Origin of the sequence: Photobacterium sp. CCB-ST2H9 (assembly GCF_023151555.2) — a bacterium.
GTDB lineage: Bacteria > Pseudomonadota > Gammaproteobacteria > Enterobacterales > Vibrionaceae > Photobacterium.
This window is the reverse complement of sequence record NZ_CP100426.1, coordinates 905,962-927,033: the sequence shown is the minus strand read 5'-3', so window position 1 is coordinate 927,033 and position 21,072 is coordinate 905,962. Positions and strand designations below refer to the sequence as shown.

Sequence of the window (21,072 nt, the reverse complement as noted above, 5' to 3'; positions counted from 1 at the left end):
TTAGATTGTTTGCTATATTTGATTTACTACCTTATCTTTTATTCTCATTTCTGAGATATTAGTCATTAATTCGAGTAATAGATTATTGTTTTATTGCATGAATATGGATAAATAATAATCTCTGTCACGAAATGAACTTAATTAATATATCTCGCATCAGCGCTATTCATCCTGTTCTATAGTTACCTCTGCGAAAACAGTTGGCTTTGTATTTTTCGCTTTATTAAAGAAATTTAATAAATTCACTATTCTAATCAGGACAATAATTATGAACCGGAAAATAGCAATTGCTGCAATTGCGGGCTTATGTATTTCTGCCGCAAATGCAAGCAATCTAAATCACTTTGTAAAATTGGATGAAAAAGCAGCATTCATTGAAGGTGAGAATGTTGTTCAAGTTCCTTCTGCGTCAGAGTATTCGCTGCGGCAAAAATACACTGCAGCAGAAAGAGCGGAGGCGATGAGTGCGGTTGCGGTCTCCGCTGACGGGACTCAATTCACATCCGAGATATCAGAAGAAGCGTTAGCGCTTTTAGAAAAGGCCATTCAGACGATGCAGGCGCAAGGTTTGGATTCGAGCTTTTTCAGCGCTGGTGCACACTCGCCGACAAAAGCAGCCGCAGAGGATGATTCAATGTCATCATCGCGAGTGATAGGCGCGGATAACCGGGTACGAATCACGAACACTGTTGTGAACCCACATTATTTTAATGGCCGGATTGATGTCGGTTGTACGGGGACATTAATCACCAAAAATCACGTTTTAACAGCAGGTCATTGTGTTTCGAATGGTGCCGGGAGTTGGTATAAATCCCTGAATTTTACCACGGCTCAAAATGGCTCCTATAAGCCATGGGGAACCGCAACCTGGAAAAATTCGGTCACCACGTCAGGTTGGCATAATAACGGTGATACCAACTATGATTACGCAGTGATTGTCCTGAATAGCGCTCCTCACGGCGGTAATTCTGGCTGGGGGGTATATTCAGGCGGAACACATAGTGTGACCGGTTATCCCGGTGATAAACCCGCAGGCACCATGTGGACAGACAGCGGTTCAACCTATGCGATCTCGGACAGACGAGTCTGTTACACCCTAGATACTTCCGGCGGACAAAGCGGCAGTGGTATTAAAGACAGTAATTACTATGTCAGAGGGATTCATACGACAGGATCTACAACGCAAAACTGTGGTACCCGGATGAACAGTACGATCTTTAATACAATTCGGGGCTGGATTACTCAGTTCCCTTAGTTCAATCGATTGGACTGACTTTGATAAGCCCAACTTTGTTGGGCTTTATATCGAGAGTGGACGATATGATGAGAAATATGATCGCGATTGCACTTTTCATGGTGATGCAGGCGTGTTCAGCCAGTGATTCATGGGAACGGGTGATGATCCGGGGAAGTGCAGAAGCCAATGATCCCGTTTTGAAACAAGTCCGGGAACTTGAAAAAACGGGTCAGGTGAAAGATGTGACTGTACTTGAATCGTTTCCTGTTCAAATCTGGCTGACCGCCTCAAAAGACACCATTGAAGCACTACAGAAAATACCGCGAAAAACTGCGACTGATCAGTAACGGGATTCAGACGCTGGTTTACGCTCTACTCAGCCCTTCCGCCAAAAATTCCACCAGCAATCGCACTTTGGGAGACAGCCGCACGCTGGACGGAAACAGCGCCCAGATGCCTTCGATGTCGTCGCGGTACTGGGGAAGCACTTCGATCAGTTCGCCGGATTCCAGATCCTGCTGGATGTAATAATCCGGGAGCTGGACTAACCCCAATCCGCGTCTGGCGGCGTCGCGCAGGGCAAAACCGCTGTTGCATCTGAGCCGGCCGGAAATGCGCATGGATTTGGACTGATGGTTGTCTTTGAACCGCCAGACATCAATGGTGCCGACCAGACACTGATGTTTGCTCAGTTCCGACAGGGTGTGTGGTTCGCCGTATCGTTTCAGATAAGCCGGGCTGGCACAGACGTAGGACTGACGGGTTGATAAACGGCGGGCAATCAGACTGGAGTCTTCCAGCCGTCCCAGACGAATGGCCAGATCGACCCCGGATTCGAGCAGATCCAGTTTCTGATTGGTCAGCATCAGTTCCACATCAACCTGAGGATATTGTTCCAGAAACTGATTGATCAACGGGGCGAGGTGCATTTCGCCGTAGGTCACCGGGGCGGTGACACGTACCAATCCTTTGGGTGTGGTCTGCATTTGCGTGACGGTCAGCTCTGCCTGTTCCAGCCCTTCCACCAGATGTTTGCATTGCTGGAAATACAGCATTCCGGCTTCGGTGAGGGTGACTTTTCGGGTGGTACGATTGAGCAGTTTCACCGCCAGACGCTCTTCTAATGCTGACACCCGCCGGCTCACCTGAGCCACCGAGGTTGAAAGTTTTTGCGCCGCCAGCGTGAAGCTGCTTGATTCAGCGACGGCGACAAATTCACTAACGCCTTCCCAGTTTGCCATGATGCGTTCCTGTGGTTGGGTTGACTGGTTTCGATGGAATTCAATTATTACATATCCGTAAAAATGATTTACCTGAAAGTGAGATTATCTACGGAATCGAAAGGGATATACTTCAGCCATCGACCATGAACTTAATGTAACTTATTCATCAATAAGGGAAACACTATGACCCACGATTTGAAACTGGCATTGAAACCCGGACAGACCTCAATTAAATCCAAAGCTGCTGTTGCCTGGGCTGCCGGTGAACCGCTGAAAATGGAAGAAGTGGACGTACAACTGCCGAAAGCGGGCGAGGTGCTGGTGCGAATCGTCGCGACCGGTGTGTGCCATACCGATGCTTTTACGCTGTCAGGCGCTGATCCGGAAGGGATTTTCCCGGCGATTCTGGGCCACGAGGGCGGCGGTATTGTTGAAATGGTGGGTGAGGGCGTCACCAGTGTTGAAGTCGGTGATCACGTGATCCCGCTTTACACGGCGGAGTGCGGGGAATGTAAGTTCTGTACTTCCGGCAAAACCAACCTGTGTCAGGCAGTGCGGGAAACGCAGGGCAAAGGCCTGATGCCGGACGGCACCACGCGTTTCTCGATCAATGGCGAGCCGATTTATCACTATATGGGCTGCTCGACGTTCTCTGAATATACGGTGTTGCCTGAAATTTCGCTGGCAAAAGTCAATAAAGCTGCGCCGCTGGAAGAAGTTTGCCTGCTGGGTTGCGGCGTCACAACCGGTATGGGTGCCGTGCTCAACACGGCCAAAGTGAAAGCTGGTGACACCGTTGCGATTTTTGGTCTGGGCGGCATCGGTCTGTCGGCCATCATTGGTGCGCGCATGGCAGGTGCCAGCCGGATTATTGGTATTGATATCAATGAAAGTAAGTTCGAACTGGCGCAGCAACTGGGTGCGACGGATGTGATTAATCCGCAGCAATTTGATAAGCCGATTCAGGAGGTGATTGTTGAAATGACCGACGGCGGTGTCGATTACTCATTTGAATGTATCGGTAACGTCAACGTGATGCGTCAGGCGCTGGAATGCTGTCATAAAGGCTGGGGTGAGTCAGTGATCATCGGTGTTGCGGGTGCCGGGCAGGAAATTTCGACCCGTCCGTTCCAGCTGGTGACCGGCCGCGTCTGGCGTGGTTCTGCCTTTGGTGGCGTGAAAGGCCGTTCTCAGTTGCCGGGCATTGTGGAGCAGTATCTGGCCGGTGAGTTTGGTTTGCAGGAGTTCATTACGCACACCATGGGGCTGGAAGCGGTGAATGAAGCGTTCGAGCTGATGCACGAAGGCAAAAGTATCCGCACTGTGATCCACATGGATCAGTAAGCGTTGCCTCGGATCCATCATTGAAAAAGCACCATGCAGCCTCAGGCCGCATGGTGTTTGCGCTATCAGATACTGACAGAAGAAATCGCTCAATGATGACCTCTGATGTTTAAAAAACGAGAAAACCGTGAAGAAAGGCAGGAATGCGGCATGAAAAACCTCGAACTCGCCAGTCAGAATAAAGTTTTTGGCGGCTGGCTGAAACAATATACCCATGAATCTACATCGCTGAACTGCACCATGCGGTTTGCGATTTTTCTGCCATCGACGGCATCCTCTGCACAACCTGTGCCCTCGGTGTACTGGTTGTCCGGTCTGACTTGTACCGATGAAAACTTCTCCCAGAAAGCGGGGGCATTCCGGGTGGCAGAAACCCTGGGAATCGCACTGATCATGCCGGATACCAGCCCGCGCGGCGAAGGGGTGGCAGACGATGAAAACTACGATCTGGGGCAGGGCGCAGGTTTTTACCTGAATGCGACCCAGGCGCCATGGAACGCGCATTACCGGATGTATGACTACGTGGTCAAAGAACTGCCGGGCATGGTGGAAGCACATTTCCCGGTGTCTGCTGTGAAATCGATCTCCGGGCACAGCATGGGCGGGCACGGCGCACTGACCATAGGACTGAAGCATCCGGATATGTATCGCTCTGTCTCTGCATTCAGCCCGATCAGCCATCCGATGAATTGTCCGTGGGGGCAGAAAGCCTTTGCTGCTTATCTGGGGAACAACAAAGATGACTGGCGTTTGTATGATGCGTGCGAACTGCTGAAGCTGGGCAAAGCAGAATTGCCGATGCTGGTTGATCAGGGGGATGCCGATAACTTCCTGAATGAACAGCTGAAACCGGAAGCGCTGAAAGCTGCTGCGGCGTTGCATGACTCTCCGCTGGAGCTGCGCATGCAGGCAGGCTATGACCACAGCTATTATTTCATCGCCAGCTTCATAGAAGACCACCTGCATTTTCATGCCCGGTATTTATTTGCTGAGCAGCGCTAAGTGGTTGGGTTCACCTGTCTGTTGGGCACGTCATCACGTGCCCAACTTTCGTGAATTTTAATGGCTTTCCTGCTGAGTCGATGGCTCCGAATCAACGCTTTGCCCCTGCCGTGAAACCAGAACTGCACAAAGACCCCAGACAAGACTGCATGCCAGCAGGATTTTCAGGCTGAAGTGCCAGTCGCTGCTGAGGTCATGGAAAGAGCCGAAGATGACCGGACCGGTTGCTGCGACCAGATAGCTGACGGACTGCACCATGCCGGACAGCGCAGAAGCGTGGCCTGCATCTGTTGAACGCCAGTTCAGCATCGACATGCCCATAATGAATCCCAGGCTGGTGCCCATACCAATCAAGACGCCAGCGAGCAGTGCCGTCTCTTGAGTGATCAGCAGCAGGACAATGCCGGTGAGGGTCAAACAAACGGCGGCAATACAAGGGTAAAGCGGACTTTTCAGCTTACTGAGCAAGGGCACCATGATCAGGCTGGGAATCATGGCGGAAAGCAGCGCGATTCCGTGATACAGACCCGAATCTTCTGTGCTGTAACCCATTTCCTGCACAATCACGGCGTACCAGGCCACAAAAACATAGTTAATCAGTGAATTCATGGCCATATAGGCGGTGAGTTTCCAGGCTGCGGCCGAGCGCCAGACGGTCTGCTCCGTCGAGGTCGCTGTGGATGTTCGGGTTGCGTGGCTGAGTTGCGACAGCCAGGTCAGTCCGGCCAGCACTGCAATCGGCAGGCAGGCCATTAAGGCCAGCGGCCAGTTGTTTCCACCGCCCAGTGTTGCAACGGGCACCACAAGGGTGGACGCCACGGCTGCACCGATGCCCATGATCAGGATGTAAAAAGACGTATAGGCTGCCGCACGTTCCGGATAACGGCGCTTCAGAAAGGCGGGCAACAGCACGTTACAAAATGCAATGCCTAAACCGATCAGCGCGGTGCCAGTAAAAAGCAGTGCGGCATTGCCGGTGCCCCGCAGCCCGATCCCCAGAGCGACAGCTATTAACCCCAGTAAAATGCCCTTTTCGATGCCTGTTTTAGACGCAGTGACTGAAGCCAGCGGAGAGAAAAAAGCAAAAGCCAGTAAAGGTAATGTGGTGAGTAACCCCGCGCTCTGTGATGATAAAGACAGGGTACGGCTGATGTCTTCCAGGAGGGGCGACACACTGGTAAAGGGCGCCCGCATCATGAGGGCGGTGAGCGTCAGGGATATTAGAAACAGGATGTGGTGATGTGTTTTTTTCATACTTGTCTCAGTGAATGAATCAGAAGGTAGGGCTAGTGTAAGTGGCCTGAATCCTGTTTAATTGAGTGAATTTGACAATTTATTACTAAAAACAGTCATGATGAAACCCGTCAGTGAAGCTTTATATGACAGTACGTCTTTTCCGCAGCGTGCTGTTGCTCTGAAAGTGGGCAAAGATGCCGACAGAGAATCGCCGATTCATCAGCATGGGAAGGGTCAGCTGGTGATGCCGACCACCGGCTATGTGACCAGTCATATCAAAGAGGCAATCTGGATGGTCCCGCCTCAGACGGCGGTATGGATCCCGGGGAATATGCCGCACAGTAACCGCATTTCTGAAGATGGTGAAGGCTGCATGCTATTTATTCAGCCTTCCGCGATTGTGATGCCGGAGGATGTGTGTACGGTGTCTGTTTCTCCGATGCTTCGGGAAATGATCCTGTATTTATCCGTGCAGGATCAGCAATATTCACCGGGCAGCGAAACAGATAAACTGGCGGAAGTTTTGCTTTCTCAGCTTTCGCAGATGCCTGTGGCACGGTTTGATTTCGCTGTTCCTGAAGAACCGAGATTACATCTGATTGCCAAAGCTCTGGTGGACAATCCGGGGGACCGGCGGACGATCGGCCAGTGGGCGGCAGACTATGCCATGAGCGAGCGGACTCTGTCCCGGCTGGTGGAGAAACATGTGGGGATGACATTCGGGAAGTGGCGGGGGCAATTACATATCGTCGTCGCCCTGCAGCAGCTGAATTCAAGGGTACCGGTTCAGCGGGTGTCTGAAAACCTGGGCTATGAGTCGGTCAGTGCCTTTATCACTTTTTTCAAAAAGGCGCTGGGGAAATCCCCTAAACAATATTTAGCCGGGCGTTGACCCCGGTTGCAGGTCAGTTCAGACTTCACGCTGTGGTGGCCGTGTTTCGGCAGATAAGAACAACAATATGAAGTGTTCCGAGAACACAATGAAATGATGAACAGGATTTGATTTGATGGAAAAAGTGGCCATTTTTGTCGATGTGCAGAACGTTTATTACACATCCCGGCAGCGTTATCAGCGCAATTTTGATTACAACACATTTTGGGCAAAGGTGACTCAGGGACGGGAAGTGGTCGCTGCATTTGCGTATGCGATTGACCGGGGCGATCGGAAGCAGCAGGAGTTTCAGAACATTCTGCGGGCGATTGGTTTTGATGTGAAGCTGAAACCTTTTATCCAGCGTTCAGACGGCTCAGCCAAAGGCGACTGGGATGTCGGAATCACCATTGATGCGCTGGAATATTCTGTCGATGCTGACGTGGTGGTGCTGGTCTCCGGCGACGGCGATTTTGATTTGCTGCTGAATAAGCTTCGCGTCGGCAAAGGCAAACAGGTTGAACTGTATGGCGTGCCGGATCTGACAGCTGCGTCACTGATCAATGAAGCCAGCCTATTCTGTCCGATTGACGATGGACTGTTGCTGTAGACCGGCTGTGGTTTTCAAAATATAAACGCCCCGTACGGGGCGTTTTTTGTGATGACTTCACGGCTGAATGAATTTACAGACCCCGTTGAATCACCTTCAGGCATCACTGACTGCTTGAGTCGGCACGAATCAGCACGACAATTCAGGCCGATGCTTATATTGTTCCAGCGCCTCCGGGTTTGCCAGCGCACCGACGTTTTTGACCGGTTGCTGGTGGACCACATTCCGGACGGCCAGCTCGACCAGTTTGCCTGATTTGGTCCGTGGAATATCAGTCACCGCAAGAATGACTGCTGGGACGTGGCGGGGCGAGCAGTGTTCCTTGATACGCTGGCGAATTTTCGCTTGCAGCGTCTCATCGAGCTGATGACCTGCCGCCAGCTGAACGAACAGCACCACACGCACATCATTTTGCCAGTTCTGGCCGATGACGATGGAGTCGGTAATTTCATCCATCGGATTCACCTGCCGATAGATTTCTGCGGTGCCAATACGGACGCCGCCCGGGTTCAGCACTGCATCGGAGCGACCAAAGAACACCAGGCCACCGTGGCGGGTCAGCTGAATAAAATCACCATGATGCCAGGTGTTCGGATACACCTCCCAGTAAGCGCTGTGATACCGCTGATCCCCTTCGTCATTCCAGAATCCGACGGGCTGGTTCGGGAAGCTGTTACAGCACACCAGCTCTCCCTGAGCTTCGATGACCGATTGCCCGTTGTCATCATAAACCTGCACATCCATCCCTAAAGAGCGGCCCTGACATTCGCCCCGGTACACAGGGCTGATGGGGTTGCCAATCGCGAAGCAGCCGCAGATATCGGTGCCGCCGGAAATCGATGCCAGCTGTAAATCCGATTTGATCGACTGATACACATAGTCGAATTGTTCCGGTGCCAGCACGGAGCCGGTGGAACAAAGTGTTCTCAGATAAGGCAGCTGATGGGTCTTTTCCGGCTGATAACCTTGTTTTTCGAGCGCTTCCAGATATTTGGCGGAGGTGCCGAATAAGGTGACGCCTTCTTGATCGGCCATGTCCCACAACACATTACCGTCCGGATAGAATGGTGAACCGTCATACAGAATTAAGGTTGCTCCGGCTGCCAGACCGCTGGCCATCCAGTTCCACATCATCCAGCCGCAGGTGGTGAAGTAAAACACCCGGTCCCCTGGGTTCACATTACTGTGCAGCATGTGTTCTTTCAGGTGATTCAGTAAGATACCGCCGACACTGTGCACAATACATTTCGGCTTCCCTGTGGTGCCGGAGGAGTAGAGGATGTACAGCGGATGGTTGAACGCAACACGTTCAAACTGAATCGGTGCTGGGGGAAAGGCTGCTAACACATCGTGCCAGTCCTGATACCGCTCTGCCAGAGGAGAATCGGTGGGTGCGTTCAGACTGGCGAAAGGGATCAGCACGACTTTCTCGACACTGTGCAGTTCACTCAGCATCGCGTTGACTTTGTCGGTGCAGCTGTGTCGCTTGCCGTTATAAAAATAGCCATCGGCTGCGAACAGAATTTTGGGGCAGGTCTGCCCGAAGCGTTCAACCACACTGTCGACACCGAAGTCCGGCGAGGTCGAGGTCCAGATGGCTCCGACTGCGCTGGTGGCCAGCATGGCAATCAGTGTCTGCGGCAGGTTGGGCAGGTAGCCGGCAACCACGTCGCCCTGAGTAATTCCCTGTGCACGCAGGTACTGGCTGAGCTGAGAAACCTGCTGCTGAAGTGCCTGCCAGCTCAGTTGCTGGCGACGTTCCGGCTGGCCCTCACAATGGAAGACGATTGCGTCTTTGTTTGGTGCCTGATTGCCATAGGCCAGCAGATTTTCTGCAAAATTCAGCCGGGCATCCGGAAACCAGAGGGTATCTTTGGCCGGTTCAGTGCTGTTTGGCGGACAATCGGTGACCCGGTCGCCTTTGTCACCAATCACACCACAGAAATCCCACAGGCGGTCCCAGAAATGCTCGCTGTGCCGGACGGACCAGTGATGCAGTTGCTGGTAGTCATGGAACAGGGTGTCTTCCCGCTCGCTCAATTCCACCATGAACTGGTAAAGCAGGCTGTCGTGAATACTGTCTTTTGTCGGTTGCCACAAGATTGGCGCTGACGCTTCTTCCAGATGATGGTCTTGCATGCTCATCATTATTGTCCTTATCGTGATGGCTACGTCCTGAATGGCTGACCTGATGTTTCAGTTCCGGCTCTGGTGAGAGTTTATTTTGCCTGATTGTCCGGATGGGCCTGCCTGAATGCCTCCAGAGCCTGACAAGCTTCATCAATCCTTACCAGTGTAGGATAGGGCGATAAATCAAGCTCAAACCGACGGGCGTTATACAGCTGCGGGATCAGGCAAAGGTCAGCCAGTGACGGCGTCTCACCGCAGCAGAATGTGCTGGGATGCTGCTGATGACGGGAAGCCATCCGGGTTTCCAGTGCAGCCAGACCGGCTTTCAGCCAGTGGTGATACCAGGCGAGTTTGTCGTCCGGGCTGACGTTCAGTTCGCCTGTCAGATAATTGAGGATACGCAGGTTATTCACCGGATGAATATCACAGGCCACAATCAGCGCCAGCTCCCGGCATTGTGCCTTCTGCCATGGATCGGCAGGCAGAAGCGGAAACTGGGGATGGCATTCGTCCAGATATTCAAGGATTGCCAGAGACTGGCTCAGATAGCCGTGCTCTGTTTCTAAAGTCGGCACCAGTTGCGAAGGGTTAATGGCCTGATAAGCCGGGGTTTGTTGCTCTTTTTCCACCAGTGAAACCGGGTGGCTGTGATAGCGCAGCCCTTTCAGGTTGAGCGCGATGCGCACCCGGTAGGCGGCGGATGAGCGAAAATAATCGTAAAGCGTCATCCGGCCTCCTGGTCAGTTCGGTTGATGGTGGTTCAGATCAGCCGGGCTGTACTGGTGTTCATACTTCACTACGGTTTGCTCGATCGCACCGAAGATGGTGTCACCGTGATCATCGAACATTTCAATTTTCACTTTATCGCCAAACTTCATAAACGGCGTGACGGCCTGACCCTGATCGATAATTTCAAGCATCCGGCGTTCTGCCAGACAGCAGGAACCGCTCGAACGGTCGATGTTTGAGACGGTCCCTGAACCGATGATGGTTCCCGCACTGACATGACGGGATTTCGCCACGTGCTGCACCAGTTCTGCAAAGTTGAAGGTCATATCCACACCGGCCTTGGGTTCCCCGAACAGTTCGTCATTCAGATGAACGGTCAGGCGGTGATGTACTTTGTAGTCGTGCCAGCGGTCACCTAGTTCATCCGGGGTTACGGCGACAGGTGAAAAAGCAGAAGCCGGTTTGGACTGGAAGAATCCAAAGCCTTTGCTCAGTTCCGCAGGGATGAGGTTGCGCAGCGAAACATCGTTGACCAGCATCAGCAGTTTGATGTGGCCATGGACTTCTTCGGTCCGTGTTCCCATCGGAACATCGTTGGTAATCACGGCAATTTCGCCTTCGAAGTCAATGCCCCAGCTTTCATCCGCCATTTCAATATCCTGACGGGGACCAAGGAAACCATCGGACATGCCCTGATACATCAGCGGATCTGTCCAGAAGGTTTCCGGCATTTCTGCGCCGCGAGCCTTACGGACCAGTTCCACGTGGTTGACGTAAGCACTGCCGTCTGCCCACTGGAATGCGCGTGGCAGCGGCGAGGCACAATGTGCCGGGTTGAACGGAAAGACATCCTTCGCGATGCCATCGTTCAGGTTTCGGTACAGGTGCTGCAAATCTGCCTCGACCTGTTCCCAGTTATCCAGCGCAAATTGCAGCGTCGGTGCGATATCGTGCGCATGCACGGCTTGGGTAAGATCACGTGAAACAATAATCAGTTGTCCGTCACGGCCATGGTTCAATGAGGCTAATTTCACGTTTTACTCCTTACTTTACAATGTAAATCTAATGCTTGTTTTTTGACCCGGGGATCACTTCCGGTTGATCCAGGAATACACATAATCTTTGTTTTCAACACCATCCGGCAGCTCTGCCACTTCCAGCGGATAGCGGGTATCGATCATCACTGCCACCTCGTCAGTTTCTTTTTTCGGTTGTGACATGCTGGCTGCCAGTGCTTTCGGATGCGGGCCGTGAGAGAAACCACAGGGGTGATGGGTAATCATCCCGGCTTCGATGTTGTCACGGCTGAAGAAGTTGCCACGGTGATAGAACAGCACTTCATCATAGTCGTCATTGTTGTGATAGAACGGGACTTTCAGTGCACCCGGATCCGATTCGATCGGACGCGGTACAAAGGTACAAATCACGAAGCCATCTGCGACAAACGTCGTGTGAGCCGACGGCGGCAGGTGATAGCGGTGGCTCATCAGAGGACGAATATCACGCCAGTTCAGTTTGAACACGGTCAGATTCCCTTTCCAGCCCTGTGCGTCCAGCGGGTTGAACGGGTAAGTGATGGTATTCATCTGATTTCTTGCTTTGAGCTTCACCTGCCAGCGCTGATCGTTGTTTTGCTGGGCAAGAAATGCATCGTCGATGCGCGCATATTCCAGAACCGCCGGGTCATACACGGCATGCTGACCCGCAAGACCGCGATCCGGCATCTGGTAGCCGCTGTTGGTGGCTTCGATCAGCAGCAGAGACACAGGTTCATCGACTTCAATACGCCAGCTGGTTGCGCGCGGGATCGTAATATAGTCGCCGTCGCGGAATGTCAGGTGGCCATAGTCACAATAAAGATGACCGCTGCCCTGATGGACAAACAGCACTTCGTCACCGTCACCATTACGGACCAGATGGTCCATGCTTTGTGAGGTGTTCCAGACGCGCATTTTCAGTTGATTGTTGAACAGAACCAGGGATGCATCCCAGGGAGACTGACCTGGCTGTTCCAGACGCGTTGTATCAATCGCGCGGGGGCGCAGCGGGCCATCCCATTCCACCCAGCCGGTCGGCGGGTTGTCGTGGTACATATGGCTGGCGGGGCCGAAGAAACCTTCCTTACCGCATTCACGCTCATAGGTGCCATCTGGCAGGTCACAGTGTGCCTGACGGGATGCTTTACCTTCGATAATCGGAAATTGAAACCAGTGACGCATCTTAATGGTCCTCATTGACGATGACAGCCCGGTTCAGTCAGTACATCCCTGAACCCGCTGTCTCTATCCTTGTCTGCCGGTGCCGCAGCTGAGGAGTACCCGGCATAGCAGGTGATCTCAGCTGATGTGGTCATACCGGATTAACATTGTATTAACCTGATGCTTTAACTCTGGTTGAGAGCGAATGAACAAGCAACCCCCCGGCTGATATTCGCTTTTTATGAGTGTGCGTTTTTTTTTACATAACTGTATGTTCTTATTGATGGACTAAGTAAAAGTTCTGTTTGTCTTTTTCCACCGTGTTTCATCAGACCAACGCAACAAAGTGTATGTAAAAATATTGTTACACTGATGTGATTTTGCGATTCAGGACAGATGGTTCCATTGCGATCCCGAAAACGCCTACCCTTAAACGAGATAGGGAGCAGCCCCGGTTTCTGCTGAAGCAGATGTGAAGACACATCTGGCTGAGCGGATCAAAAGAAGCCGCTGCGCTGAGAATTGCCAAGGTAAGGCAAAGAGATATAGAAGGTTGTTTTATGGGTAAAGCGACAAAGTATGTATCGAACAAGCCGGATGAAAACGGCGTGATTCACTGGTCTGATGATGAGCATCAAATCTGGCACGATTTGGTGACACGTCAGCTGAGTTGTATTCAGGGCAGAGCCTGTGATGAATATATTCAGGGGCTTGAACTGTTGAAGCTGCCGGTTGATCGTGTTCCGCAACTGGCTGAAATTAATGCGGTTCTGAAAAAATCAACGGGCTGGCAGTGTGTTGAAGTCCCGGCATTGATTAACTTTGACCGTTTTTTCAGCCTGCTGGCGAATCAGCAGTTTCCTGTTGCGACTTTCCTGCGTTGCCGGGAAGAGTTCGACTATTTGCAGGAGCCGGATTTCTTTCATGAGATTTTTGGTCATTGTGCCATGCTGACCAACCCGGCATTTGCTGAATTCACGCATACTTATGGCCGGCTTGGCCTGGCTGCCTCAAAAGAAGAGCGTGTGTATCTGGCGCGTTTGTACTGGTTTACTGTCGAGTTTGGCCTGATGCGTCAGCACGGTGAACGTCGCATTTACGGGGGCGGGATTCTGTCGTCACCGGGTGAAACTGAATATGCGATGACAAGCGATAAGCCAATTTATAAAGCGTTTGATCCGATTGATGTGTTACGTACGCCGTACCGCATCGACATTATGCAGCCGATATATTTTGAAATTGATGGGATCCAGCAACTCTATGAGCTGGCTCATCAAGACATTATGAGCATGGTTCATCAGGCACAGTCACTGGGTCTGCATGCACCTTTATACCCACCAAAGAACAAGGAGCAAGTTGGGGAATATGTCTGATTTAACTGAATTGAAGTGCGAAGCTTGTCAAATTGATGCCCCTATGGTGACAGACAGTGAAATGATGCAACTGTCGAAAGAAATTCCGGAGTGGCAGGTGCTGGATGTCAATGGCATTAAACAGCTTGAAAGAGTGTATAAGTTTAAAAACTTCAAACTGGCCTGGGCATTTGCCGATAAAGTTGCGGAAATGGCTGAGGAAGAGTTCCATCATCCGACCATTACCCTGGAATGGGGGAAAGTGACGGTGAACTGGTGGAGCCATTCAATCAAAGGCCTGCATAAAAATGATTTCATCTGTGCCGCGAAAACGGACAGACTGTCAGAAATTTAAACACATTGAAAAGCCACAAATAAATCAGTCAGCAAGGTTTAAAAAATAAAGCGTTGGTTTTCCAGCGCTTTTTTTATTGAATCAGCGAATACTGCTGTCAGTCGTTTTTACAGTCTGGCTTCTTGCCTGATGTTCCTTCGGCTGAACCATCGGGTGCTACGGTTTAGCACTTGCTGAGACCCGACCTGCTAAATGTATTTGATTCCGAAGCACTTCGCATTTTGCCTTGCAAAATGAGAAGCAAATCACAAATTTATCCCCAGTCTTTTTATTGATACGCTTCATTGCATTGACGGATGCTCGGCACCCAAATTGCATAGAGATCACACCGCTGTCTGAAAATGATGTCATTCAGACAGGACGACAAAATCAGGCTGTGCATCCTGAATCCCTTTGGATTCGGGCAGTTGTGAATTATGGGGGTGGCATTATGTATGACGCAGAGATGAAGCTGAACCATCAGATTGTACAGTTTCTTGAGTTCCAGATTCAGACACTGCAGGAAAACGTTCAGGAACAGGTGACTGAACCGCCGGAGCTGTATACTGCGATTCTGGCTGTGCTGGCACAGTACATGACCGGATTGAAGTCGATCAGTTGTTTGTTAAACCATGGTTTTGTGGCCCAGAGCCGTGGGATATTTCATACGCTGGGCGAAGATTATGAAGATATCATTTTCCTCAGCCTGCCTGCGATGAATGGCTTAATGACCAATCTTCATTATGCGTACCTGAAACGGATTGCCGGTGAGGAAGAACATGCGTATTACAGCCCACTGTCCAGATGTGAAATTCGCAGCCAGATCCGGGAAGCCAGCGGAATTAATCACAATGTCTTTCAGCTTTACCCGAAACGGCAGGCATTGCAGGTTTTACGCCCCGTTGGTGACAAGCCTTGTTCAGCCAGTCTGGCGATTGAGTTACATCGTCACTTTGCCTATAAGGCGATACTGCTGACTGTATTAACGGCGAAAGTTGCGGGTGAATCCGAAGTGATGGGTGAATGCCTGAATTACCGGGCCCGTCTTGAAATGATTGATCCGCAGGCAGTCATGATGCCTCAGGCCCAGCCGCCGCGCCGGACTCAGCCAGTGGCAGACAGAGCAGAGAACGATATATCTTATGCTGCAATCAGATAAAAACCTGTACTGCTGAGCTGTACCCAAACATCAAAGAAGATGTTAACGTCTGAGTTATTCACTGAAAGCCATGACATTTTTGTCATGGCTTGGGTCAACAGGCCCGATCCTTTGACGGACCAAAGAACAGACTTGGGAACAGCATGGCAGACAAAAAAGCATTAGATACCAAAATTATCACCGCTGGTCGTTCAAAAAAATGGACTCAGCATCTTGTGAATCCTCCGGTCAGCCGTGCATCAACGATCGTTTTCGACTCGGTCGCTGAAATGAAGCATGCGACAGCGAACCGCGCCAAACAGGCGCTTTTTTACGGACGTCGCGGCACCAATACTCACTTTGCTTTTCAGGATGCGATGGTTGAGTTGGAGGGAGGCGTTGGTTGCGCGCTTTATCCCTGCGGTACAGCCGCAATATCGAATGCCATTCTGTCGTTTGTGAAGGCGGGCGATCATATATTAATGGTCGACGGCGCTTACGAACCAACCCGCGATTTTTGCGACAAAGTGCTGGCAAAAATGGGGGTAGAAACAACCTATTATGACCCGTTGATCGGTGAAGAGATTCGCGAACTGATTCGCCCGAACACGACGGTACTGTTCCTGGAATCTCCGTGTTCCATCACGATGGAAGTGCAGGATGTCCCAACGCTGGCGCGGGTTGCCCATGAGCATGATATAGTGGTGATGCTGGATAACACCTGGGCTTCACCGATCAACTTCCAGCCGTTTGAACATGGTGTCGATATCTCGATTCAGGCCGCGACCAAATACATTGTCGGACACTCTGATGTGATGCTGGGAACTGCAACGGCCAATGAACGTTGCTGGGATCAGCTGCGTGAACACAGCTATCTGATGGGGCAATGTACTTCACCGGATGACGTTTATCTGGCAATGCGTGGTTTACGGACATTGGGGGTTCGTCTGCGTCAGCATGAAGAAAACAGTCTGAAGGTTGCCCGCTGGCTGGCTGAGCGTCCTGAAGTGGATCATGTCCGCCACCCTGCACTGCCAAGTTGTGAAGGACACGAGTTCTATCTGCGGGATTTCAAAGGATGTAACGGTCTGTTTTCGGTCGTTCTGAACCGCGGAAATACTGAAGCGCTGACAGCATTGCTTGATGGGATGGAACATTTCAGTATGGGTTATTCCTGGGGAGGTTTTGAAAGCCTGATTCTGGTGAACGAGAATATCAATTCCCTGCGTACGGCGAAGAAGAAAAACTTTGCCGGCCCGATATTGCGCCTTCACATTGGCCTTGAAGATACCGAAGATTTGATCCGGGATCTGGAACAGGGTTTCGAGCGATTAAATCGTCTCCTGGAAACAGAATAAGCTGCGCTGATAAAGCGCATGGAATGACGGAAGCCGCGTATTCGCGGCTTTTTTGTGGCTGTTTTCTGAGATCGTGACGTGGCAGTCGCCGGAAGTCGTCTAAAATTCAGACATAATAAGCTGCGTCGTAATACAGGAGTACGGCAATGAAAATACTATCAGTGATGTTTTTCAGTTTCTGGATTCTGACAGGGTGTTCCGGGATGGATTCAAAATACGGAGTCGGTGAGTACACACTTTTCCCCGAGGCTTATGTAAATCAAGAACCGTATGACAGTATTTATCATTATGGATTCAACCAGGGATGTGAAAGTGCGTTAAAGCTGAAAGGCTTAGCTGAAACAACCTATATGAAAGATATCACGCTGACCGATTCTGATACCCGGTATGACGAGGGGTGGGAGGATGGCAAAACCGCCTGCAACAGTGGACAGCGGAGCATTATGGAAAGCAGCAAAATTCATGTGGGTTCGCAAAGCGTCAATTCATCGACGGTCTATTAATTGGCTTGGGATAAATGGGAGCAGGGTAATACTGCATCAAGATGATTGAAAATCATCAGCTTAGAGGACTGAATGGTGTTTCGATGAGCAAAGAATAATAATTATCACTCAGATTGAATGGTGATTCGGGAATGATATCTTACCGTTAGGTTAGATATCGGATGAAAAAAAACAGACCGGAAGGTCTGTTTTTAGTACGCATCGAATCAGTGGACAAGAAATAAACCTAGCCCAAGTTCTTCTGTTTGTTTTTCCACAATTCTGATGCGTATTATGCCGCTAAAGGTTTGTTCAGAGAACGAACTTGCCCTTGGTGGAACAGCACCGGCACAACAATGTGGACTTCAGTCAGAATCAAATAAGCCGGGTGATCTGCCGGGGTATGCAGTTCAACAACGACCTGTAAATTTTGATCAATCGCTTTCTGAAGCAGTTTTGTTGCAGATGTCTTTCCTAGCTCGGCAAATGGACTAAATTTTCCATTTCGGGCGTAGACCCAAATGGTGAAAGAGTGTTCCTCTCTTTCGAGTTGCTCGATGAAATCAACAATGTGTTTCATTAACAGTCCTTATTGTCGAATCAATATTGAAATATTGACCCGACTATTATGAAATGCCTGTAATGAAATTCAAATTCTTTAATAGGATTTATTTGAGAATGTGACTTGAGCGATCTTTTTGTGAAATGGGTTCTATTTTTGGGAATGCTTTTCTTCTGAAATTATATGTACAGTGTTTCTTATATTTTTGTCTATACAAAAAGCGTTGTTAAAAAATATCGTTTTATTTCGACTCTAATAAAAGAAAAATAATTGGAAAGATTATTTGCTTCAGTATTTTATCGTTAATTTATGACATAACGATTTAAAACCTGTGTTTTAACGAATAGGTAAATCAATCGTCAGACATGCAGCGCTAAATATGTACATGCAGGTCATGAAACAATCTTTTGGGGGTGAGTCGGATGACTGAACATGATGGAAGACAATGCATTGATATCTTCTTTGATTTAAAACTGCTGTTTGGGCTGCTGGATGGTCAGCATGTCCCTGAGTGTTCCCTTGCGTTGGTAAGATGTCCTGGTCTCGGGGAATCTTGCAATACAGCGGTCAATTCAGCGGTTGTATAATCATCATAGAGAGAGAGGCTGCAGCCCTGAAATGAAGGGAAACGAATTGCCGCACTTTGTCCACTGAGATTGTCCGCTGAGATTGTCCGCTAACTTTGTCCAGGATAGTCTGGCAGCTATGTTGGCGTTCGGTATGTCGTGGTCTGAGAGGATGAAAAGGCAGGGACGGGGTTTGAAACAGGAATGAGTATGCAGGATTCATCACAGCAGCAGGATATCCATGGCCGGGTGGTTCGCTCCGCGACACTGGTGGGGGCAGTGCTGAACATTTTTCTGGCGGTGCTTAAAATTGTTGTCGGTAAGTTGTCTGGCAGCCAGGCACTTGTCGCTGATGGTGTGCACAGTTTCTCGGATCTGGCGACCGATGCTGCCATTTTACTGGGTTCCAGATACTGGACGGCCCCAGCTGACAGCAGTCATCCTTACGGCCACGGGAAATTTGAAACGCTGACAAATGTCTTTATCGGCGTGATGCTGGTGCTGGTCGGGATCGGGATTGGCTGGGAATCAATCCAGACGCTGAGTGAGGCGCCGCCACCGGCCCCGGGGATGATGGCTTTTTATGCTGCGATGATTTCAATTTTTCTGAAAGAATTCTTGTTTCGCTGGACTATCCGCAAGGCCCGGGAGATTAACAGCGGCGCGCTGCGTGCCAATGCCTGGCACCACCGCAGTGATGCACTCAGCTCAATTCCCGTGGCCGTTGCCGTAATCGCCAATGCCATTTTTCCCGCATTGAAGTATCTCGACCAGATTGCGGCTTTGCTGGTGACCGGCATGATTATGAAAGCGGCATTTGAGATTCTCTGGCCGGCTTTTCAGGAACTGACAGATGCCCGGGGCAGTGAAGAAGTCGAGAAACAGCTGAAGAAAATGGCTGAGCATGACACTGAGATCCGTGAAATTCATGCCATTCGCAGCAGACAGACCGGCGGCAGTATTCTGCTGGACTTCCATTTGCTGGTTGATCCGGAGCTGACGATTGACGCGGCACACACGATCAGTGAGCGGTTTAAACGACAGATTCTGGACCAGATGGATGATGTGATTGATGTGGTGATTCACATTGAGCCATACACCTGTGAGGAACGAATTGTGAACCCCTGCTCACTGGAGGAGTACCGGAAACAGCAAACCCAGCGTAAGCAAGATAAGCGCTGACTTTGGTACTTTTTTATCATCCAGTCTCAATTGTGATTCTGTTGGAATGATAAAGGATCACTAGGCTTAAAGGGAAAATCAGGGATAGAAGTCTGCGTCTAACTGACTGATGTCACTGAGAATATCTTGTTTCATACCGATTGTTACCGTATGAGCAATTGCCTGATGACTGGGGGATATATGCCGCTGATCCGTATAAAATCGTTGCCCTTTGCCGGGGATGTGGAAGTGAACGTTGCGCTGGGGCGATTATCTCAGGCGATTTCAGATGCCACACAGATCCCGCAGCAACATATCATGATTGTCTGGGAATACCTGCCTGCAGGTCATTACGTTCATGGCGGCCTGCAGGCGAATCAGCAGCCTTCCAATTCACACCCCATTCTGGTGGATATGGTTGCCCCGAACTTCAACACGGAAGCCCAAATTGCTGCGATGCTGGAGTTAATTGCCGGGAACCTATCGAAGTCATTACCCGTGGCGCAGAACAATATTTTCATTAATTACATTCCGGCGTACAGCGATGGTGTCTACGATGACGGGCATGTGGTTGAGTGGGAAAATTAACAAATAAGGAGCTGGTGGTGGGCCATGAGAGAACTTTCGGCGGGCAGGCAGAAAATTTCTTCCTCTTGTCATGGTGCTCAGTACATTCGGGTGTAGAATGAGCCGTTTTTTTCCGGATGTGAGTCAATCATGCTGCATGTTATTTCTGCATTGCCACCGATGGTGTCGCTGTTTCTGGCAATTATTTGTGAAGTGATCGCCACCTCAATGCTTCCTAAAACGCAGCAGTTTACGCAGTTGGTGCCGACGCTGGTGGTACTGACAGGCTATATGGTTGCGTTCTTTTTGCTGTCTGTGACCGTCAAAGTTGTCCCAATCGGAGTTGCATATGCGATCTGGTGTGGTGCCGGGATTGTTCTGGTCGCGCTCATCAGCTGGTTGTGGTACGGACAAAAGTTAGATTTGTATGCCTTACTGGGAATGACGCTGATTTTGGCTGGGACCCTCATCATTAACGTCTTTTCTAAATCAGTCTCACATTAATCCCTCCCGTTTCCGCTGTGTCTGGCTCTGCGTTTCGGGGCCGGCCGGGCTCATAAACCTGATCAGACACACAAAATCAGAAGAAAGAGTGAGAAAAATTCACTTGGATTTGACCTGCAGAAGTGCGTAATTATGTATTCGTTATGCAGTTCAAAGGGCAGCGAATCCGGACTCGCTGCTCAGGTGCTTTGAATCAGCTCTGTGTGCCGGATGAATCACGTCTATGCTTTTATAACGTATCTGAATGCAGCCGCAGGCTTCAGGCATTTGAAAAGAATGTGTACAAAAGGCTCTCAGCCCTTCTGCCTCTTTGAAAGTACGAAAAATCAGGGATTCAGACCGGGAAATCCGCGGTTAATCTTCCTGATATATGAGGAAAATGTCCCCGGCAACAATGTCCTGATCCGGGCCGTTTTCACCCGCCGCAAACACAGGTGAAACGTTGCGTCTGGCTGACTGACAGCGGTG

Annotated in this window: 21 protein-coding genes; 14 read left to right on the top strand and 7 right to left on the bottom strand. The window is 50.3% G+C overall.

Features of this window, described 5'->3' with window-relative positions; all coding sequences use genetic code 11:
- Window positions 1-268: 268 nt before the first annotated feature.
- Entirely contained in the window at window positions 269-1,255 is a 987-nt protein-coding gene (locus L4174_RS20860) for a serine protease (RefSeq protein WP_248141959.1), read from the top strand.
- Between the two features lie 65 nt (window positions 1,256-1,320).
- Window positions 1,321-1,584, top strand: coding sequence for a hypothetical protein (locus L4174_RS20855; protein WP_248141960.1), 264 nt, complete (start codon window positions 1,321-1,323; stop codon window positions 1,582-1,584).
- Window positions 1,585-1,602: 18 nt separating this feature from the next.
- On the opposite strand, the gene L4174_RS20850 is transcribed toward L4174_RS20855, so the two are convergent.
- On the bottom strand, window positions 1,603-2,478 hold the full coding sequence (locus L4174_RS20850; RefSeq protein WP_248141961.1) for a LysR family transcriptional regulator: 876 nt from the start codon (window positions 2,476-2,478) through the stop codon (window positions 1,603-1,605).
- Between the two features lie 165 nt (window positions 2,479-2,643).
- Between L4174_RS20850 and L4174_RS20845 the strand changes: the two genes are divergently transcribed.
- Window positions 2,644-3,804: an S-(hydroxymethyl)glutathione dehydrogenase/class III alcohol dehydrogenase gene (locus L4174_RS20845; RefSeq protein WP_371929415.1), complete on the top strand. Its 1,161-nt coding sequence runs from the start codon at window positions 2,644-2,646 to the stop codon at window positions 3,802-3,804.
- A 150-nt stretch (window positions 3,805-3,954) separates the two neighbouring features.
- The gene (gene fghA, locus L4174_RS20840) at window positions 3,955-4,806 is read left to right on the top strand and encodes an S-formylglutathione hydrolase (RefSeq protein WP_248141962.1); all 852 of its coding nucleotides are present in this window, start codon (window positions 3,955-3,957) and stop codon (window positions 4,804-4,806) included.
- Between the two features lie 57 nt (window positions 4,807-4,863).
- Here the strand turns inward: fghA and L4174_RS20835 are convergent, their stop codons facing one another.
- Complete coding sequence (locus L4174_RS20835; protein WP_248141963.1) at window positions 4,864-6,060, bottom strand: MFS transporter; 1,197 nt, start codon at window positions 6,058-6,060, stop codon at window positions 4,864-4,866.
- Between the two features lie 97 nt (window positions 6,061-6,157).
- Here L4174_RS20835 and L4174_RS20830 point away from each other — a divergent pair, with 97 nt between their 5' ends.
- The gene (locus L4174_RS20830; protein WP_248141964.1) at window positions 6,158-6,934 is read left to right on the top strand and encodes a helix-turn-helix domain-containing protein; all 777 of its coding nucleotides are present in this window, start codon (window positions 6,158-6,160) and stop codon (window positions 6,932-6,934) included.
- Window positions 6,935-7,049: 115 nt separating this feature from the next.
- Window positions 7,050-7,523 carry an NYN domain-containing protein gene (locus tag L4174_RS20825; RefSeq protein ID WP_248141965.1) on the top strand — a complete coding sequence of 158 codons (474 nt, stop codon included), beginning with the start codon at window positions 7,050-7,052 and terminating at the stop codon, window positions 7,521-7,523.
- Between the two features lie 129 nt (window positions 7,524-7,652).
- Here L4174_RS20825 and L4174_RS20820 read toward each other — a convergent pair whose 3' ends face one another.
- From L4174_RS20820 to L4174_RS20805, 4 genes are all read right to left on the bottom strand, one after another.
- On the bottom strand, window positions 7,653-9,671 hold the full coding sequence (locus tag L4174_RS20820; RefSeq protein WP_248141966.1) for an acetoacetate--CoA ligase: 2,019 nt from the start codon (window positions 9,669-9,671) through the stop codon (window positions 7,653-7,655).
- A 71-nt stretch (window positions 9,672-9,742) separates the two neighbouring features.
- On the bottom strand, window positions 9,743-10,381 hold the full coding sequence (gene maiA / locus L4174_RS20815) for a maleylacetoacetate isomerase (protein ID WP_248141967.1): 639 nt from the start codon (window positions 10,379-10,381) through the stop codon (window positions 9,743-9,745).
- Window positions 10,382-10,393: 12 nt separating this feature from the next.
- Entirely contained in the window at window positions 10,394-11,416 is a 1,023-nt protein-coding gene (locus tag L4174_RS20810; protein WP_248141968.1) for a fumarylacetoacetate hydrolase family protein, read from the bottom strand.
- Window positions 11,417-11,470: 54 nt separating this feature from the next.
- Window positions 11,471-12,601 carry a homogentisate 1,2-dioxygenase gene (locus L4174_RS20805; protein ID WP_248141969.1) on the bottom strand — a complete coding sequence of 377 codons (1,131 nt, stop codon included), beginning with the start codon at window positions 12,599-12,601 and terminating at the stop codon, window positions 11,471-11,473.
- A gap of 539 nt (window positions 12,602-13,140) precedes the next feature.
- Here L4174_RS20805 and phhA point away from each other — a divergent pair.
- The 5 genes from phhA to L4174_RS20780 all read left to right on the top strand — a co-directional run bounded on the left by phhA (window position 13,141) and on the right by L4174_RS20780 (window position 17,265).
- On the top strand, window positions 13,141-13,953 hold the full coding sequence (gene phhA, locus L4174_RS20800) for a phenylalanine 4-monooxygenase (protein ID WP_248141970.1): 813 nt from the start codon (window positions 13,141-13,143) through the stop codon (window positions 13,951-13,953).
- Window positions 13,946-14,287 carry a 4a-hydroxytetrahydrobiopterin dehydratase gene (locus L4174_RS20795; protein ID WP_248141971.1) on the top strand — a complete coding sequence of 114 codons (342 nt, stop codon included), beginning with the start codon at window positions 13,946-13,948 and terminating at the stop codon, window positions 14,285-14,287. Before phhA ends, L4174_RS20795 begins: the two co-directional genes overlap by 8 nt.
- 430 nt (window positions 14,288-14,717) lie before the next feature.
- The gene (locus L4174_RS20790) at window positions 14,718-15,425 is read left to right on the top strand and encodes a hypothetical protein (protein ID WP_248141972.1); all 708 of its coding nucleotides are present in this window, start codon (window positions 14,718-14,720) and stop codon (window positions 15,423-15,425) included.
- A gap of 143 nt (window positions 15,426-15,568) precedes the next feature.
- Complete coding sequence (locus tag L4174_RS20785; protein ID WP_248141973.1) at window positions 15,569-16,762, top strand: cystathionine beta-lyase; 1,194 nt, start codon at window positions 15,569-15,571, stop codon at window positions 16,760-16,762.
- Between the two features lie 146 nt (window positions 16,763-16,908).
- Window positions 16,909-17,265, top strand: a complete 357-nt coding sequence (locus L4174_RS20780; RefSeq protein WP_248141974.1) for a hypothetical protein — start codon at window positions 16,909-16,911, stop codon at window positions 17,263-17,265.
- Window positions 17,266-17,536: 271 nt separating this feature from the next.
- Here L4174_RS20780 and L4174_RS20775 read toward each other — a convergent pair whose 3' ends face one another.
- Window positions 17,537-17,824, bottom strand: coding sequence for a hypothetical protein (locus L4174_RS20775; RefSeq protein WP_248141975.1), 288 nt, complete (start codon window positions 17,822-17,824; stop codon window positions 17,537-17,539).
- 758 nt (window positions 17,825-18,582) lie between these two features.
- On the opposite strand from L4174_RS20775, the gene L4174_RS20770 reads away from it, so the two are divergent.
- The 3 genes from L4174_RS20770 (at window position 18,583) to L4174_RS20760 (ending at window position 20,604) form a co-directional block, all read left to right on the top strand.
- Window positions 18,583-19,554, top strand: coding sequence for a cation diffusion facilitator family transporter (locus L4174_RS20770; RefSeq protein ID WP_248141976.1), 972 nt, complete (start codon window positions 18,583-18,585; stop codon window positions 19,552-19,554).
- 165 nt (window positions 19,555-19,719) lie between these two features.
- Entirely contained in the window at window positions 19,720-20,121 is a 402-nt protein-coding gene (locus tag L4174_RS20765) for a 4-oxalocrotonate tautomerase family protein (protein WP_254589138.1), read from the top strand.
- 159 nt (window positions 20,122-20,280) lie between these two features.
- The gene (locus L4174_RS20760; RefSeq protein ID WP_248143281.1) at window positions 20,281-20,604 is read left to right on the top strand and encodes a multidrug efflux SMR transporter; all 324 of its coding nucleotides are present in this window, start codon (window positions 20,281-20,283) and stop codon (window positions 20,602-20,604) included.
- The last annotated feature ends 468 nt before the right edge of the window (window positions 20,605-21,072 follow it).

Coding starts and splice junctions, on each gene's coding strand:
- L4174_RS20860 (WP_248141959.1), top strand. CDS start 269: ATGAACCGGAAAATAGCAATTGCTGCAATTGCGGGCTTATGTATTTCT.
- L4174_RS20855 (WP_248141960.1), top strand. CDS start 1,321: ATGATGAGAAATATGATCGCGATTGCACTTTTCATGGTGATGCAGGCG.
- L4174_RS20850 (WP_248141961.1), bottom strand. CDS start 2,478: ATGGCAAACTGGGAAGGCGTTAGTGAATTTGTCGCCGTCGCTGAATCA.
- L4174_RS20845 (WP_371929415.1), top strand. CDS start 2,644: ATGACCCACGATTTGAAACTGGCATTGAAACCCGGACAGACCTCAATT.
- fghA (WP_248141962.1), top strand. CDS start 3,955: ATGAAAAACCTCGAACTCGCCAGTCAGAATAAAGTTTTTGGCGGCTGG.
- L4174_RS20835 (WP_248141963.1), bottom strand. CDS start 6,060: ATGAAAAAAACACATCACCACATCCTGTTTCTAATATCCCTGACGCTC.
- L4174_RS20830 (WP_248141964.1), top strand. CDS start 6,158: ATGATGAAACCCGTCAGTGAAGCTTTATATGACAGTACGTCTTTTCCG.
- L4174_RS20825 (WP_248141965.1), top strand. CDS start 7,050: ATGGAAAAAGTGGCCATTTTTGTCGATGTGCAGAACGTTTATTACACA.
- L4174_RS20820 (WP_248141966.1), bottom strand. CDS start 9,671: ATGATGAGCATGCAAGACCATCATCTGGAAGAAGCGTCAGCGCCAATC.
- maiA (WP_248141967.1), bottom strand. CDS start 10,381: ATGACGCTTTACGATTATTTTCGCTCATCCGCCGCCTACCGGGTGCGC.
- L4174_RS20805 (WP_248141969.1), bottom strand. CDS start 12,601: ATGCGTCACTGGTTTCAATTTCCGATTATCGAAGGTAAAGCATCCCGT.
- phhA (WP_248141970.1), top strand. CDS start 13,141: ATGGGTAAAGCGACAAAGTATGTATCGAACAAGCCGGATGAAAACGGC.
- L4174_RS20795 (WP_248141971.1), top strand. CDS start 13,946: ATGTCTGATTTAACTGAATTGAAGTGCGAAGCTTGTCAAATTGATGCC.
- L4174_RS20790 (WP_248141972.1), top strand. CDS start 14,718: ATGTATGACGCAGAGATGAAGCTGAACCATCAGATTGTACAGTTTCTT.
- L4174_RS20785 (WP_248141973.1), top strand. CDS start 15,569: ATGGCAGACAAAAAAGCATTAGATACCAAAATTATCACCGCTGGTCGT.
- L4174_RS20780 (WP_248141974.1), top strand. CDS start 16,909: ATGAAAATACTATCAGTGATGTTTTTCAGTTTCTGGATTCTGACAGGG.
- L4174_RS20775 (WP_248141975.1), bottom strand. CDS start 17,824: ATGAAACACATTGTTGATTTCATCGAGCAACTCGAAAGAGAGGAACAC.
- L4174_RS20770 (WP_248141976.1), top strand. CDS start 18,583: ATGCAGGATTCATCACAGCAGCAGGATATCCATGGCCGGGTGGTTCGC.
- L4174_RS20765 (WP_254589138.1), top strand. CDS start 19,720: ATGACTGGGGGATATATGCCGCTGATCCGTATAAAATCGTTGCCCTTT.
- L4174_RS20760 (WP_248143281.1), top strand. CDS start 20,281: ATGGTGTCGCTGTTTCTGGCAATTATTTGTGAAGTGATCGCCACCTCA.